This window comes from Pseudoalteromonas sp. 3D05, assembly GCF_002723455.1.
Taxonomy (GTDB): Bacteria; Pseudomonadota; Gammaproteobacteria; order Enterobacterales; family Alteromonadaceae; genus Pseudoalteromonas.
The window spans coordinates 35,778-50,855 of sequence record NZ_PDUS01000014.1 but is presented as its reverse complement, the minus strand read 5'-3'; the positions used below and the strand labels follow the sequence as shown (position 1 = coordinate 50,855).

Here is a 15,078-nt window from a genome sequence, read left to right as displayed (position 1 = left end):
TATCGCAGATCTAGAGAGATTATTATGAACGCTACAAAGCGCGAAGAATTTAACACGCAGTACAATATAAATACGTTAAACCCACTTTCAAGCAAAACGCCATTAAGTAACTTGGCCGATAAATCGTTAAAATACACGAGCGTATTTTGGTTTGTCACAGTGCTTATTGGGCAGTGGTTTTTCTTTTATTATATTATGTCGTTTTATGGGTTTTCGGTAATTAACGATAACATGCAGATTTGGAATCGTTGGGAGCCCATGGGCAGTACGCCTTATCATGCTGGGGACTTTTCAGGCAATTTGGCCTTTGCCGCTCATGCAATTGGTGCGGGCATTGTTGCCTTTGGTGGGGCGCTACAATTAATACCTAAAGTTCGTAATAAATATCCACGATTTCATAAAATAAACGGTTATGTATTTTTATCTACAGTGCTTTGTTTAGCAATATCTGGGTTTTATTTAGTGTGGATCCGTGACACAAAACCGCTCACTCTCTCTGGTGTCGGCACCACTATAAATGGCTTTTTGATTATTGCCTTTGCTTATTTTACGGTTCGTTATGCTATCAATAAAAAGATAGCGAATCATCGAGAGTGGGCATTGCGGTTATTTTTAGTATCCAATGCACAGTGGATTTTAAGAGTAGGTGTCTTTAGTTATATGGTTTCAGGCAGTATTCTTGGCATGAATCCAGCCTTTGGTGATGTTTTTTTCCCGCTTTGGACATTTGGTTGTTTTGTAATGCCCTTAGCTATGTTGCAGTTGTATTTTTATGCCAAAAGAAAAACAAGCACTCGACTAAAGTTTATGGCTAGTGGGGTGTTGTGTGTGCTTACTCTCTTTATGATTATTGGCATGATAGGTTTTACACCTTTTTTATTGTTAGTAATGTCAGGCGAACCAATCAGCTTTTAAGCAGAATTAGGCCGTTAATATGAATGAATTCGATATTTTGGGTTCAGTAGATTCATAGAGTAATTAACTTTATACTTTGCGCGTCTTTGTGTTTTGTTTGGTATTTACATGGTGAACCTTTTTCCAACAATTATTTACTCCTGCATGATGGGCATGACACTGTTTGCTTTGTTAGATGTGTTTAATCGACCCAAAGCAAGGCAAAACTTGTTTTTAAAAGGTTTATTGTTGTTGTTAGCTACTCACATAGCGGGTGAGTTATTTATATATTCAGGTGCATACGTATATGCGCCGGCGCTTGCTGGGGCTCAATTCCCGTTTAGAGTGCTACTTGGACCTGCGCTTTATTTTTATGCTCATGCGACTATGTCGTCAGATAAAGAGATCAATAAACGTCATATTATGCTGGCATTATCAGGCCCTATTTTAGTGGTGCTGGTAATGCTGCCATTTATATTCATGCTGAGTCCTTCTGAAAAGCTGGCTCTTGCAACACCAGCCACCAGAGATCCAGAACATTGGCAAATTGCCATTGCAACTTGCATCGCGGCGACCTTTATCTTTATCGCCTTTACAGCTTTGTTTTTGGGGATGGCATTCAAGCTGCACCATACTCACCTTAGGCAACTTAAAGAGCGTTACTCTGAAATTGAACAACGTTCATTAGCATGGTTTAACACGGTGCTGATTATTTGGGGTGCGACATGGTTAATGTATGCTATTGAATTCTCATTGGGGGCGCTTGGCTGGCCATGGTTTGGTAGCGGGGTTGTGCTGCCTATTTTGGAAACCATTGCCCTAACACTGTTTATACATAAAGCACTTAGTCAAAAAGTGTTATCTGCATCTGAAAAAGGAGTACCTCGCAAAAATCAAGCGCGGGTAGCACTGTTGAGTGACGAAAAAATGCAGACTATTGCCGTCAAACTTAAACGTATAATGGTCGAGGATAAGTTGTATTTGCAAGATAGTTTATCATTAAACAAACTATCAGCAGCGACTTCAGTAACTGAAAACCATATCTCAGAAACGCTTTCTCAATATCTAAAAACGAACTTTTTTCAATTTGTTAATAGCTTTCGAATCGAAGAAGCAAAAATGGCCTTACGAGACAAAAATAAATTAATAACGACTATCGCGTTGGATGCTGGGTTTAGTTCTAAGTCCACGTTTAATGCGGCATTTAAGAAAATAGTTGGGCAAAGCCCATCAGCTTATCGTAATCACTTACTTGAAGAAGAGCCTGTTGAATAACAGGCTAAAGTTGAAAAAGTATTCTACATACTACTGAAACTTAAAGTTTTTCATTGTGCGCTGTAATGTCTTAGTGTTGAGCTTCATCTCGTTGAATACATGTTCTAGTTTTAAAGCTGCATCTACCTCATGATTTGCATATTCAAGCACATTTGCCGCATCAACCGCTATATTTGACGCGACGGCAGATTGTTCTTCAGATGCGGAAGAGACATTCATAGCTAAGCTTTCAAGTATTTTACTTTGCTGATTAACTTGTTCTGATACGATTCTTGCTTGTTCAAATCTATCTAGCGTTGCCTTCGATAGATTTGAACTGGCTACAATTGAGCTAACCACTTGTTCGCTAATTGCTTGTAGCCCACTGAGTAATGTCGATATTTTTTCAGATGATTCCTTACTGTTTCCAGCAAGACTTCTTACCTCGTCTGCCACAACAGCAAACCCTCTTCCATGCTCACCCGCTCTAGCGGCCTCAATTGCAGCGTTAAGTGCCAGTAAATTAGTTTGTTCTGCAATGCTGCTTATTGAATCAAGTATGGATGATATACTGCCAACTTGTTGATCCATTTGCGCTGCAAGCTCTTCAACGCCCGACATGCTGTTGGCAAGCTCATGTATTGATTTTTGGCTGAGCTTATTATCTTCGATGAGTAAGTTAGCTTGCTTGTTTAACTCATCGCTTGAGCTAAGTGTCGTTGAGGCTGCACTTGCTATTTCGCGGCTAGTTGCTGCCATTTCTTCGATAGCTGTTGCTATATTGGTAGCCATTGCTAAGGTTTTGTTTGAATCATCCAGTACGGCTTGTGTTGCGTGGCTCATATTATTACTAAGCTCATTGCCTGAATTAATTGAGTTATCTAAGCCGAGCATTAAATCTTTAAAAGCATAAACAGTATTATGAATAGCATTCGATATTTCACCTAACTCATCTTTACTTTTTAGACGGATATCAATGGTCAGGTCGCCTTTTTCAGCTTTAAGTAATAACGAGGTAAGTTGATTTAACTCTGTTCTAAGGGTGGTCAATAAATGTATATTGAGCACGATGATCACCACCAGTGTAATTAAAAACGATACGATGGTAACAACAAGAGAAAAATCAGCCGCTTGTTTTAATTCTTCGCCTTCTCTATTAATTGTAATCCATTGGCTATCAAGCAAAGTTTTAATGTGTGATATTTGTTGTGTCGCCATTGGAAACCACGCCGATGCTGACGGTAAAGCGTTAAAATCGGGTGAGTTACTGTTAAGCAATGAATTGGTTATGGTTTCAATTTTTCTCGACTCGGCGCTTTGCAATTTCGAGCTAAAGTTTTCAAGCTGCTCACCGTCTAAATTGGCGATTAGGTATTGGTTGAGTAAACTTATTTCTGCATTGTAAGAAGCAATATCTTGTTTTGTTAAGCTAGATAATTGTTTTTTCGCAAGCGTGCCGTTTATTTTCCCTCGGTTTTGACCTAATCGCTCCTTATATTGAGCAAATAGAAATGCGATATTGAGATCTTTAGACAACACAGGGTGTTTAATTTGATTACTAAGGTTTGAGGCAACATCAAGCGCGATTTTATTAAGTGTGCTGTAAAATTGAAACGCAGCCGGTGCAGTTTGGTTATCGACCTGCCTGCGTAATGCTGCTTTTCCTGCATCATGAGCTAATAAAATATCTAAATTTTGAGATGTTCTCGGTGAGCTATTATTTAATTGAGCACTAAGTGTTTTTAAATGCTGTATTGAGGTGTCTGCTTTTTCACGTTGGGCGATTACCTTACTTCTTGCTGCTTCAGAACCACTGCCTAAAAAGCCCGCAGTTAAACCACGCTCTACGGCATGGCTATGAGCAACCTTTTCTAATGCATCAAGCAAACTAATTAACACTATATCTTGCTCGAGGGTTTTTGACTCTTCCCATTTATTTGCCGTGTTCTGTATGAGCAGTACACATATAAAAATCATTAAAATACTTAATGTGAGCAGGGAGAGCTGGATAATGGAAAGTCGTCCAAGAAGGCGGTTCATAAATACAGTCCTATTTTGTATTATTTACGTATTTTTCGACTTACAAAGTCGAGCACGAGCTTATAAATTAACCATTTGTTTCATTCTCAATAAAGCGTAGTCTAAATTTAGAGAAGTTCACTGTAACACTGTGATTAAATTGAATACGTACATAGTCACTTATTGTATAAGGTCTCTATTTTGCAGATACTGACAACAACCTGTAATCAACATTCAAAAGTAAGGGGCTGATATCTACTTTACAAAAAATTGTGTGTGTCAGTTAATGACTTTTGTCATTGAGTATTGATGACAAATGCCCCTCAATAATCTGTTTGCTTTCATCAATAATTATCGTGTCACTTAAACGGAGAAACGACATGAAAACAATGATGAAAGTATGCAGTGTAGCGTTAACAATTTTAGCCAGTGCACATACCTTTGCTGGTCAGTATGAAATTGATCAAATAGAGCGTGCAGCAGGTAAGTTAGATGTAAGTGAATTGAAAATTATTGCTGAGCAAGTTCAAGGGTACGATCAAGCTTTGGCTTATTATCGCTTGGCATTAAGCTCAAATTTATTGGGTGAATCTGACCCTGCAATCAAGTGGAATGATAAAGCTATTTCGCTGCTTGAAGCCCTTGAAAAGGCTCAACCAAACGATGCTGAAGTCAAAACATTATTAGCACAGGTTTACGGCTATAAAATTGCACTACAGCCAATGAAAGGCATGTTTTATGGCTCAAAATCAAACGCGATGTTAGCAGATGCAAAGGCGCTGTCGCCTAATAATCCGCGTACGTACTTAGTACAAGGGATTTCAAAGTTAAACACACCAGCTATTTTTGGCGGTAGTCTTACTGAGGCAACAGAGGCGTTTAATAACGCACTAACTGCCTATGAATTAGACGCAAATTCAAATTATCATTGGGGGTATGCAGAAACCTATACTTGGCGTGGCCTAGTTAAGATGCAGTCTGGAGATTTAACGAAAGCAAAACAAGATTGGCAACTTGCACTGAACATCAACCCTGATTACGGTTGGGCGAAAACATTACTTAGTGAGCATTAATGGCTTTTTGCGCGCCACTAACTATAAGTGGCGCTTTTGTGTCAATAATTCAAAACGCCTAGGTATAAAGATCGTAAATGAATATCAAACAGTAGAATGTTAGGATATAAAAAATTCGCGAAGGAGATCTTTTTGGATTCACTGACACAAATCGTTTTAGGCAGTGGTGTTGCTTACGCGACGCTGGGTAATAAACTCGGCCGAAAGTCGTTACTCGTTGGAGCGGTATTTGGCACTGTGCCTGATTTGGATGTGCTGATCAACTTTGGTGGTGACATTGAGAACTTTGTATATCACCGCAGTTTTAGCCATTCGTTTTTCATACAGTTGTTGGTAAGTCCACTCTTTGCGTGGCTACTATTGAAAATGAGTTGGGCACGGTGTGTGCCGATGAAACGCTGGACAGTGGCTTTATTCTTAGTACTAAGTACTCACTCACTACTTGATAGTTTTACTATTTATGGCACTCAGTTGTTATGGCCGCTTTCGACCCACCCGTTTGGAATATCAAGTATTTTTATTATTGATCCCCTGTATACACTGCCGCTTTTATTATCCTTTATTCTATTGTGCTTCTTGCACGAAAAGCCGTTTGCTCAGCGAATAAATACAAGTGCACTGATACTTAGTTCAATTTACTTAGCTTGGGGGATGGTAGCTAAATGGCATGTAGATAATAAAATCCATCATGCGCTGGGCAATAAAAAAATTGAGTTTACCCATTATGAAAGCACGCCTACAGCTTTAAATACGCTACTTTGGCGGGCTGTCGCTGTAACTGATCGAGGTCATTATGAGATTTATGCATCGGTATTTGATACAACAGAAAAGGTTGATATAGATTTTTACTCTAGTGATAACGCATTACTCTCTGAGCTTAATAAAGCCAAGCCCATCACGTTACTGCAAAATTTTACTAAGGGACTTTATGGTGTTTATACACAAGATGGGCGCGTAATTCTTAGTGATTTACGAATGGGCCAAGAGGGCTATTACGTATTCTCGTTTGTGGTTGCACAGAAAAACAACCAACAATGGGAGGCTGGGGGCTTTCAAAAACTGAATAACCGACTTCCGCTAGATAAGCTCGAACTAATTTTTTCGCGCATTACAGATCCTAGTGTTGATTTATCAGCTAAAGCCACTGATTAAAAACGTGGCTTTTGATTGGACGTTAATCAGAAAAGTCCCCCTTTTAAATAGCGGGTAGTATGTCTATAAGTTAACTATCGTCGGGAACCAATTGGCTAATACGACCCCAAATAAACCCACTAGAAAAATAATGGCTATCATCACCATTAAGCTTGCGGTGGCGATTGTAATAACTTTATTCGTTGTACCTTCAGCGTACCTTACCAGCTCAGCAATAAGTAAAGGGAGCACATAAGAGCAAATGCTTACAGCTAACACAGCTGGGCCGGTAAACGTGGTGGGATCGACTCCCAAAGTTCCAAATAATAAGAACCAAGCAAAAATCATCAAGCGAAAAAATAAAACCCCATTTGCTGCAAGGTATAAGCGTATTGCCCATCTTTTATGAAGACCAATATTACGTTTTCTGGCAGCTATTACAGCTAATATACTTGATAAAATGACCACGCAACCGCCAAATATCGTTAACCCATGCATCAAGGTGTTGCCAACAGTTCCTCTGGCTAGCATCAGGTATATGCCGGCCAATGAAATGGTACAGGCAAGCAACACAAAAATACGACCGTTATAACGATGAAAGCGAGGGTGTTTTTTTCGCATAGCGGGGATTAATTGTAAGCTGCCGCCTATAATCATTACGATGGCTAATAATACATGTGCCGCATACATGAAGTTTCCTGTTTCATCGTTAGCAACATAAGCCGTGCTATTTAGGCGATTCCAATCAGATATTCCGCTAGTGGCGCCCGTGAGCCCGTACCCTAATGTGAGGTATATAACAAAGCAGGTCTGTGCCATGAGCAGGCAGGTAAACCATATTTTTTTACTGCTATTAAGCAGTGAATTTGGGTTAAGTTTGATTTTATACATGTGTATTTTCTTTTTTCTTCATAAAACGAATAACGTAAATATAAAGGGCTTGCAGGGCGGTTTCTTATCAAATTTGAAATTTGAGTAATGATACATGCATTAATTAACTTCTATAGACACATTCTCTAACAAAGTCTTTTTGCTAACTGAAAAGTTACTTTGTACTATGTGAACTAGGCAAGTTTATATGTCAGGTTAAAAGCGCACTGTAATGCAAAATACGTCTCCTTATTTTCTGCTAATTTTTGTTTGTATGAGCTTAATGCTTTTAAATGCACTTAAAAAAGATAAGCAGCTAGTTCACTATTTATTTGTCATATTTTGTGGCTCGCTGTGTATGGTAGGGGCGCAAAAAATTAGTGCTCCAAGCTTGGGGGAGTATCAGTACTTTATTGGCCTGTTTACTTGCGCAACGTGTAATGTTTCGTGGTTAATTTCACGAGCATTATTTCGTGAGCATAACCCTATTTCACGCAGGCATGTGGCAGTTGCTGGTGGCATTGCTGTTTTGCTCATGTTTAATCAAACATGGCATTATTTGGTTAGTCTTGACCCGCAGCCACTCTCTGCTAGCCATATAATGTGGCGATTAAAACAAGGCATAAATGAAATAACAGGTTTACTTTCATCGTGCATTTTAGTGCTTTCTTTTTGGGAATCGCTGAGAGGTTTCAATAGTAAAACACACGCTCAAAAAGTGCAGTCAGTGATTTTTGCTAGTGCGTACTTTTTAGCGGTTGTTAATGCCAGTATATTACCTGTATTTATATTTAGCCCTGCGGAAATTGCGCTATATAATCCGCTAATTACCACCTCTTCTGCGCTGTTAATTGTATTTGCAATGCACACGGTCATGACTCTTCAAACAAGCAACTCAATCAAGCAAACGCCACTTCAAAATGATGAGAATGAGGTTGGTTTTGATAGTGATGAAGTAAAGGCCCCCAGTGATAGTAATCAACAAGAGCAAATCCCCCCCGAGTTGGTAGCAGGCATTTCTAAACTTATGAACGAGCAGCAGTTATTCTTACAAACAAATCTTAAAATTGCAGATTTTGCACAAGCACTTCATATGCCTGAGTATAAAATTAGCCGGGCTATCCGATATCATTATAAGGTAGCTAACTTTAATTTGTTTGTTAACCAATACCGTGTGAACTATGCAAAGGCATTATTAGTTAGTGAGCAAGCTAAGGAGTGGAGTATTTTGAGTATTGCACTTGAGAGCGGTTTTTCTTCACTCGCTACGTTTAATCGGGTGTTTAAAAGCATTGTGGGCGGTATCCCTAATGAATATCGAAAACAAAATAGTAACTATCAAAGCCATACCCTGACAGGATTGGTTGAGTAGATGCTTTTTTATTCTTCGTGGCATACATTAAAGTATAATATGTGTTGAATTAACTGTTTTGAGAGTGCCTTGAATTATTTAGCTCACCTGTATCTAGCAAAGCCGACTGCCGACTCACATTTTGGGAATTTACTGGGAGATTTTGGTGGCCAACGGCAATTAACACAGATACCCGCAACTGTTAAAAATGCGCTAGATAACCATTATTTAGTCGACAAATTCACTGATTCGCACTCACTTGTAAAAGAGGCTAAACAATATTTTTCACCACATCGCAAGCGTTTTGCTGGGGTAGCGGTTGATGTGTTGTTTGACCACTTTTTAATTAAGCATTGGCATAGCTTTAATCATCAACCACTCACTGACTTTAAGCAAACCAGTTATGGACTTTTGGGTAAACGTATACAAGTTATGCCAGCGCGAATGCAGCGCGTAGTAACTAGCATAATAGAAAACGATTGGTTTAAAGAGTACGAAACTATCGATGGGGTGGGCTTAGCGCTTGATAATATTGCTGCGCGAATTCGTTTTACTAATCAGTTTACTGGTGCGGTAGAGGACATAGCACGTTATTACACGCAATTAGACGCCGTTTTTCTGGCATTTTTTCCCGAGTTGATTGAGCATGTAAATCAACGAGCTCTTGAAGAGCTATAAGCTTTCAGCCGTTACGAGAGCTGAGGGGCGAGGCGCAAATTTCGAAGCTCGTATCCTGTTTCTCGTTGCTTAATAAATTAATCATCAGGCCCTTTGAGGGTAAATACCAAATGCTTGCGCATGTCTTTTAAAATTACGCCTTTTTTTAACATGGCGCCACTTAAACGTTTTTGCCATTTTAGAAGGTCAGGCTCAGCGGCAGCTAGTGCCTGTTCATCTTCAAACTGGAAACACATAAGTAACGAACCAGGAAATAAGTGGTACTCAACATCAAACCAGCATTGCAGCATACCCGGTATATCAGCACGCCCTTGTGCTTCTATTTTATCAGCAACATCAAGTACAAGTGCTTGTTGTTTTAATTGTACTTTCGATAGTTTTTTCATGGTGGTGTTCCAAATTAGGTAAGCTAAATACGCTTGCAGTGGTGTATTATACTCAAGCTTTTAAGCAAGCAACAACCATACATATTCAATAACCCAGCATTTCCCACTTTAGGTTAATGAACACAACGAAGATGAAGGCATCGATAGATTGGTGACGTCTCACTGTTTGTTTTTATACCAGCCAAACCAGATTCTTTATAAAAGCGCTTAATATTTTAGGCATGCCTACTGTAGACTAAGTTTAAGAAGCCACTGAAGATGTATTTATTAACGGACTAAGTTAAATGACTGAAATAAAACGCCTCATTTCTATAGAAAGTTTTACTGCGATTATTGCGTGGGCTGTGGTGAGCGGTTCAGCGGTATGGTTGATGGTCAAGTCAAAAGATTATCCTGCACCTGACTTAATAATAGTAACTCTGTGTTTTTTAGTCTTTATCGGCTGCTTTTTGATTGCTAACGCGAACTATAAGACCCGCTTAAATGAAGGACTCAAGCAAGGGCTTTTAACAATTCAATATGGTGTACTGTTGATAGTAGCGACGGTTGTACCCTATACCTACATTGCAATATTGAGCACCATATGGTGTGCTCAACTGCCTTACTTTATGCGTTTGAGATACGCTGTATGCTTATCGTTATTATGTTTAGTGCCGCTTTTTCTTATTTTTACCTTTTACTGGGGCAAAGACGATAGCCTGTTGACCGGTTTGTTATTTTGGACGTTTAATTTATTTGCATTAGTGGTCATGAATACCACACGAAACGAAAGTCTAGCTCGTGAGAAGTCTGAGGCATTAAACCGAGAGTTAATTGCCACACAAACGCTGTTAAGTGAAGCCACCAAGCAAGCTGAGCGAATTCGCATTGCCCGTAATATTCATGACTTATTAGGGCATCACTTAACCGCTTTGACGATTAATTTACAAGTAGCGCAACGAACGTCAGAAGGAGCTGTGCATGAAAATATTAAGCAATGTCATAGTTTGGCTAAGCTGTTATTGAGCGATGTGAGAGAGGCCGTTTCAGAGATTCGAGACAGATCAGCGATAGAAATTAAACAAGCCTTACAGGCACTTATTAAAAATGTACCGCAGTTAAAAGTTAAACTTAATATTGTGGATGAAGCCGTTATTAATGATGTTAGGGTTGCTGACGCCTTGCTTCGCTGTACGCAAGAGAGCATCACTAACACACTAAAACATAGTCATGCTACTGAGCTGACAATAGATATAACACATGCAGAGCATGTTATTCATTTAACGATTGTTGATAATGCTCACTCTAAAACCATCGAGCCGCTGCAAAAAGGACACGGCCTCAAAGGTATTGAAGAGCGTGTTAACGATTTAGGTGGCTGTGTGCAGTTTCAACATACTAAAACTGGTTTTGTAACACAGATCACGCTGGTGGAGCCACAATGAAAATTAAAGTAATGATTGTTGATGATCAAATGTTGGTTCGCTCAGGGATCAAAAGTTTATTAATGCTCTCTGAAGCCGTTGATGTGGTCGCTGAAGCGTCTGATGGTGAGCAAGCAATATGGTTAATTCAAGAAAAACAACCTGACGTTGTACTGATGGATATACGCATGCCTGCCATGTCGGGAATTGATACGTTGCAAGCGTTAAATCAAACGGTGCTTGATAAACCGCAGCCGCCAGTGATTATGTTAACAACGTTTAATGACCATGAGCTCGTTGTTAGCGCGCTGCAAGCAGGCGCAAAGGGTTATTTACTTAAAGATGTGTCATTAGAGACCTTGGTAGATGCGATAGAGTGTGTTCATAAGGGCGAAACGTTAATACAGCCAGCAATTTCTGAACGTGTGGTAAAACAGTTAAGTGCCAGTGACAGCCAATTTGAAAGTATAGTTGAGCTGCCTGAACTCAACGCCAAAGAATTAGAAATACTGCGCTTTATGGCAGCTGGGTGTAGCAATCGTGAAATTTCGGCTGCGGTGTACAAATCTGAAGGGACGGTTAAAAACTATGTCTCTACTATTCTTGCAAAATTAGGTGTTAGAGATCGTACTCGAGCGGTGTTAAAGGCGATAGAAGTAGGGTTAATAAAATAACAGTAAATGCTGCTAACGCTAAATGACAACTAAGCTGCTTACATAAGTAAGCAGCGACTGCCTATTTTTTTTGGGCGATGAAGAATTGATAACCAAACTCACCAAGACGCGATTTATACAAATTTACTTCGTTTTTTATATCCAAGATTGCTTGTGAGTTTACCCGTTCTGATGCTAATTCATTTGCACGTTTTTCAAGTGGCTGATAGTAGCTTTGCCAAGTTTGCTCAGAAACAGTAAAGGTATGTTTTAGCTCAAACCCTGCTTGCTCTATCTGTGACTTTCTAGTGCTAATTGTTTGAATGTCTGGGTAATCATTTTTCCAGTGTTCTATAGAATCTTGACTTGGGTTATCTGTTAGCCATACTAAATCGCTAAAAACAATAAAGCCGTGTGTTTTCAATAAAGGCTGCCAATTGGCCAGTGCCTTTTCAACCCCCATAATATAGGCAGATGCTTCCGCCCAAATGACATCAAATTTATCAGCGCCAAAATTCAATTCAGTCATACTCATACATTGAGCTGACACCGAACCTTTGAGGTTGTGCTGCTTAATTTTAAGTTGCAATTGCACTAGGGCTGATTGTTCATTATCTATTGCGATAATTTTTGCTTTCGATAAATTGGCAAGCGTTATTGTTGAATTACCTTTGCCACAACCTATCTCTAAAATATGCGTTGGATGACTCGTTAGCAACGAGTACGCTTTTGAAGTATCTTCTTTACTACTAGGCCCCCAAAGTTCGAGTGTTTCAAATACTTCCATAAAGTCTTGCATATACGTTTCATGTTCATTCATATCTTTTGATAACCATTTGACTCTTAGAGCTTGTTTTTCATCAAACCCTTGGATTTTTAACCAGTCTATATGTGCATCTGGTGCTATTTCAGAAAGCGTCATGTGCTATGGTTTACTCGTATCATCACCAAGAAGGGAAGATAACAAAGCCAATGAACGTTCTTTCTGGTTTATCTCATTTTTTAACTCATTATAACGTAGCCTAAGCACGGTCTTATCTAACTTACTTTCTAAGCAATGTTTACATTCAGCTAAGCTGAAACCAGCCTTTTGCAGCTGCTGGATTAGGCGCACCTGTTGTGCATCTCTTTCGCTATAGACTCGATAGCCATTTTCTAATCTCTTTGCTGAGATTAAGTTGAGTTTTTCGTAATAAAGCAAAGCCGTTCTTGATAAGCCAACTAATTTCGCTAACTCCGATATACGATACACATAAAACCTCATACATTTAAAATGCGATAGTTAATGTAAACTATAAAGCATTAGACAGGTCAAGCTGGGCTGTGCAATTTTTTGCGAGCATAATATAGAGTTAATCTATTTCAAGTGCTTAGGGTCTGTTTAATCGCGGCGCGAGGTTTGTAACCTAGTGGGCTAAGTCAAAACCGAGCAAAGCTTGCGCGTTCTGCTCACGCCTCTTACCACCATCCATGTAGGCAACAATGAGTAAATCGCCCCTAGGCAGAACCCAAGGGCTGCGCCTGTTTTGCATTGATGCTGCGTTATCGCCTATTTATGGGGAATAACCACACCACACTAAATACCAAACAGACTGCTGTAAATTTAACCTTGAAAGATAACCAGACCCTAATCAAAAAAGTGACTTTTGGCACTCTTATTACAAGGCGTATTTCTAGATACTTCAAATCAACACTTTATTTGAGGTTATAAATTATGGACATTATTTTTAAGATTATGTTGGCTGGGCATATTAGCGTAGGAATGTGCGCCTTATTTTTATTTTGGTTTCCTGCTTATAGTAAAAAAGGCTCACCACGGCATAAAAAGTTTGGTAACTGGTATACCCTATCCATGTACGGGGTGGTTATCACCGGTATGGCGATGGCGTTATTATCGATTGCTATTCCTGAGTGGGTAAAACCTGAGGCTTTTGTAAATAGTGAAAATAAGGCCATGGTGCGTGAGGGGATTGTACGTTTTGCGTTGCTACTTTTTCATTTATCGTTGTTGACCCTGGTGTCTGTTCGCTATGGCAAACTTGTGCTCAAAGCAAAAGTAAATCAGCAAAGTATAAAAGGACCATTCCAGCTATTTATAACGTTTGCTTTGTTAGTGAGTGGAGCACTTATTTTATGGTTTGGTATTGCGACAGGGCACATATTAATGTTGGTATTTGGCTCGTTAGGTTTGTTTATTTCTATTACCAACTTACATTTTACCTTTAAGCGACACATAAAAAAAACCGATTGGTTGGTTGAGCATTTGGGCGGATATATCGGCTCAGGTATTGCTGCGTACACCGCATTTATTGCATTTGGTGGAAGGCATATTTTTACTTCGACAGGGTTTATGCAAATTATGTTTTGGGTCGCACCTGGACTAGTGGGGGTTATATTTATCTCTGTTCTTTCTCGCAAATACGCCAATGACACTAAAGGGTTAAATAAATGAAAAAAATAATGCAGGTTATGTTTTTATTAGCGCTATTTTGTTCATCAGTGAACGCGAGTGAGAAAGTAGATACATTAAATGCACAAGCAATTGCGATGATTGATAGTGACTTAGATGCCGCTGAAGCATTAATAAGTGAGTTAATAAAGGAGTATCCACAAAATCATTTAACTCATTTTTATTGTGGCAGAATCATGGGCAGGCAAGCAGGAGAAGCATTTTTTAAAGCTATAAGTTACGCCCAAAAGTCCCTTGAATGTATGAAAAAAGCGGTTGCTTTAGCGCCTGAAAATATCACATATAAAAAGGGGTTGATTAGCTTTTACCTTGGTGCACCCGCAATTGCTGGTGGCAGTGAAACACTTGCCCTTGAACAAGTAAAAGCAATTAAATTACGTGATCAAGAACAAGGCGTATTAGCAGAGCTAGATTTTTATAAACGCACACTCGATGATTCAGCTTTGACAGTAAAATTGTTGAAGTATCAACAGAGTGCGAAAAAAACAGCCGTTATTGCGTATGAGCTAGGGTTACTTTTTCAGCATGTTAAACAGTTTGATAAAGCTCACCAGCAGTTTATGAGTGCTCTGGAGAACCGTAAAAAAAGCGCCTCTTTACGACTTAATATTTTGTATCAAATTGGCCGTAATGCGGTGTTCAGTAAAAAGTATATTCAACTAGGTATAAAATCATTAACTGAATATAGTAAAAGTGAATTAAATGAATCACTCCCTAGTTTGGGTTGGGCTCATTATCGTTTATCGCAGTTATACATGCTGGCTAATGATATTGATGCTGCTAGTAAATACCGTTTGCTTGCTAGTGCTACTGCGGATAAACAATTAATTGAGCGATTAGCCCAAACATCATTTAAATATAAATGAGTATTGCAGAAGTTGCTTGAATAACATGCT

The 15,078-nt window shown here is 39.2% G+C and carries 15 protein-coding genes; 10 read left to right on the top strand and 5 right to left on the bottom strand.

The features are described from left to right. Positions 1–24: 24 nt before the first annotated feature. The gene (locus tag CSC79_RS14125; RefSeq protein ID WP_099296408.1) at positions 25–915 is read left to right on the top strand and encodes a DUF2306 domain-containing protein; all 891 of its coding nucleotides are present in this window, start codon (positions 25–27) and stop codon (positions 913–915) included. 108 nt (positions 916–1,023) lie between these two features. Next, complete coding sequence (locus CSC79_RS14120) at positions 1,024–2,169, top strand: helix-turn-helix transcriptional regulator (RefSeq protein ID WP_099296407.1); 1,146 nt, start codon at positions 1,024–1,026, stop codon at positions 2,167–2,169. 30 nt (positions 2,170–2,199) lie between these two features. On the opposite strand, the gene CSC79_RS14115 is transcribed toward CSC79_RS14120, so the two are convergent. Then, the gene (locus CSC79_RS14115) at positions 2,200–4,188 is read right to left on the bottom strand and encodes a methyl-accepting chemotaxis protein (protein ID WP_099296406.1); all 1,989 of its coding nucleotides are present in this window, start codon (positions 4,186–4,188) and stop codon (positions 2,200–2,202) included. 359 nt (positions 4,189–4,547) lie between these two features. On the opposite strand from CSC79_RS14115, the gene CSC79_RS14110 reads away from it, so the two are divergent. Both CSC79_RS14110 and CSC79_RS14105 read left to right on the top strand, forming a co-directional pair. Further along, positions 4,548–5,240: a hypothetical protein gene (locus CSC79_RS14110; RefSeq protein ID WP_099296405.1), complete on the top strand. Its 693-nt coding sequence runs from the start codon at positions 4,548–4,550 to the stop codon at positions 5,238–5,240. Between the two features lie 132 nt (positions 5,241–5,372). Continuing rightward, positions 5,373–6,392 carry a metal-dependent hydrolase gene (locus tag CSC79_RS14105; RefSeq protein ID WP_099296404.1) on the top strand — a complete coding sequence of 340 codons (1,020 nt, stop codon included), beginning with the start codon at positions 5,373–5,375 and terminating at the stop codon, positions 6,390–6,392. A 63-nt stretch (positions 6,393–6,455) separates the two neighbouring features. Here the strand turns inward: CSC79_RS14105 and CSC79_RS14100 are convergent, their stop codons facing one another. Then, positions 6,456–7,262 (bottom strand): DUF2306 domain-containing protein, encoded by an 807-nt coding sequence (locus tag CSC79_RS14100; RefSeq protein WP_237114028.1) that lies wholly within the window; start codon positions 7,260–7,262, stop codon positions 6,456–6,458. Positions 7,263–7,473: 211 nt separating this feature from the next. Between CSC79_RS14100 and CSC79_RS14095 the strand changes: the two genes are divergently transcribed. Both CSC79_RS14095 and CSC79_RS14090 read left to right on the top strand, forming a co-directional pair. Next, entirely contained in the window at positions 7,474–8,613 is a 1,140-nt protein-coding gene (locus CSC79_RS14095) for an AraC family transcriptional regulator (RefSeq protein ID WP_237114027.1), read from the top strand. Between the two features lie 69 nt (positions 8,614–8,682). Continuing rightward, on the top strand, positions 8,683–9,270 hold the full coding sequence (locus tag CSC79_RS14090; protein WP_099296402.1) for an ACP phosphodiesterase: 588 nt from the start codon (positions 8,683–8,685) through the stop codon (positions 9,268–9,270). Positions 9,271–9,347: 77 nt separating this feature from the next. Here the strand turns inward: CSC79_RS14090 and CSC79_RS14085 are convergent, their stop codons facing one another. Next, entirely contained in the window at positions 9,348–9,656 is a 309-nt protein-coding gene (locus CSC79_RS14085; RefSeq protein WP_099296401.1) for a hypothetical protein, read from the bottom strand. Between the two features lie 284 nt (positions 9,657–9,940). Between CSC79_RS14085 and CSC79_RS14080 the strand changes: the two genes are divergently transcribed. Both CSC79_RS14080 and CSC79_RS14075 read left to right on the top strand, forming a co-directional pair. Then, complete coding sequence (locus CSC79_RS14080) at positions 9,941–11,080, top strand: histidine kinase (RefSeq protein WP_099296400.1); 1,140 nt, start codon at positions 9,941–9,943, stop codon at positions 11,078–11,080. Then, positions 11,077–11,733, top strand: a complete 657-nt coding sequence (locus tag CSC79_RS14075) for a response regulator transcription factor (RefSeq protein ID WP_099296399.1) — start codon at positions 11,077–11,079, stop codon at positions 11,731–11,733. The genes CSC79_RS14080 and CSC79_RS14075 overlap by 4 nt, the downstream gene beginning before the upstream one ends. Positions 11,734–11,794: 61 nt before the next feature. Here the strand turns inward: CSC79_RS14075 and CSC79_RS14070 are convergent, their stop codons facing one another. Both CSC79_RS14070 and CSC79_RS20345 read right to left on the bottom strand, forming a co-directional pair. After that, complete coding sequence (locus CSC79_RS14070) at positions 11,795–12,634, bottom strand: class I SAM-dependent methyltransferase (protein ID WP_343256252.1); 840 nt, start codon at positions 12,632–12,634, stop codon at positions 11,795–11,797. A gap of 3 nt (positions 12,635–12,637) precedes the next feature. Further along, positions 12,638–12,964 (bottom strand): MerR family transcriptional regulator, encoded by a 327-nt coding sequence (locus tag CSC79_RS20345; protein WP_343256251.1) that lies wholly within the window; start codon positions 12,962–12,964, stop codon positions 12,638–12,640. Positions 12,965–13,426: 462 nt separating this feature from the next. On the opposite strand from CSC79_RS20345, the gene CSC79_RS14065 reads away from it, so the two are divergent. Next, on the top strand, positions 13,427–14,164 hold the full coding sequence (locus tag CSC79_RS14065) for a hypothetical protein (RefSeq protein WP_099296398.1): 738 nt from the start codon (positions 13,427–13,429) through the stop codon (positions 14,162–14,164). Then, positions 14,161–15,048, top strand: coding sequence for a hypothetical protein (locus CSC79_RS14060; RefSeq protein ID WP_099296397.1), 888 nt, complete (start codon positions 14,161–14,163; stop codon positions 15,046–15,048). The genes CSC79_RS14065 and CSC79_RS14060 overlap by 4 nt, the downstream gene beginning before the upstream one ends. The last annotated feature ends 30 nt before the right edge of the window (positions 15,049–15,078 follow it).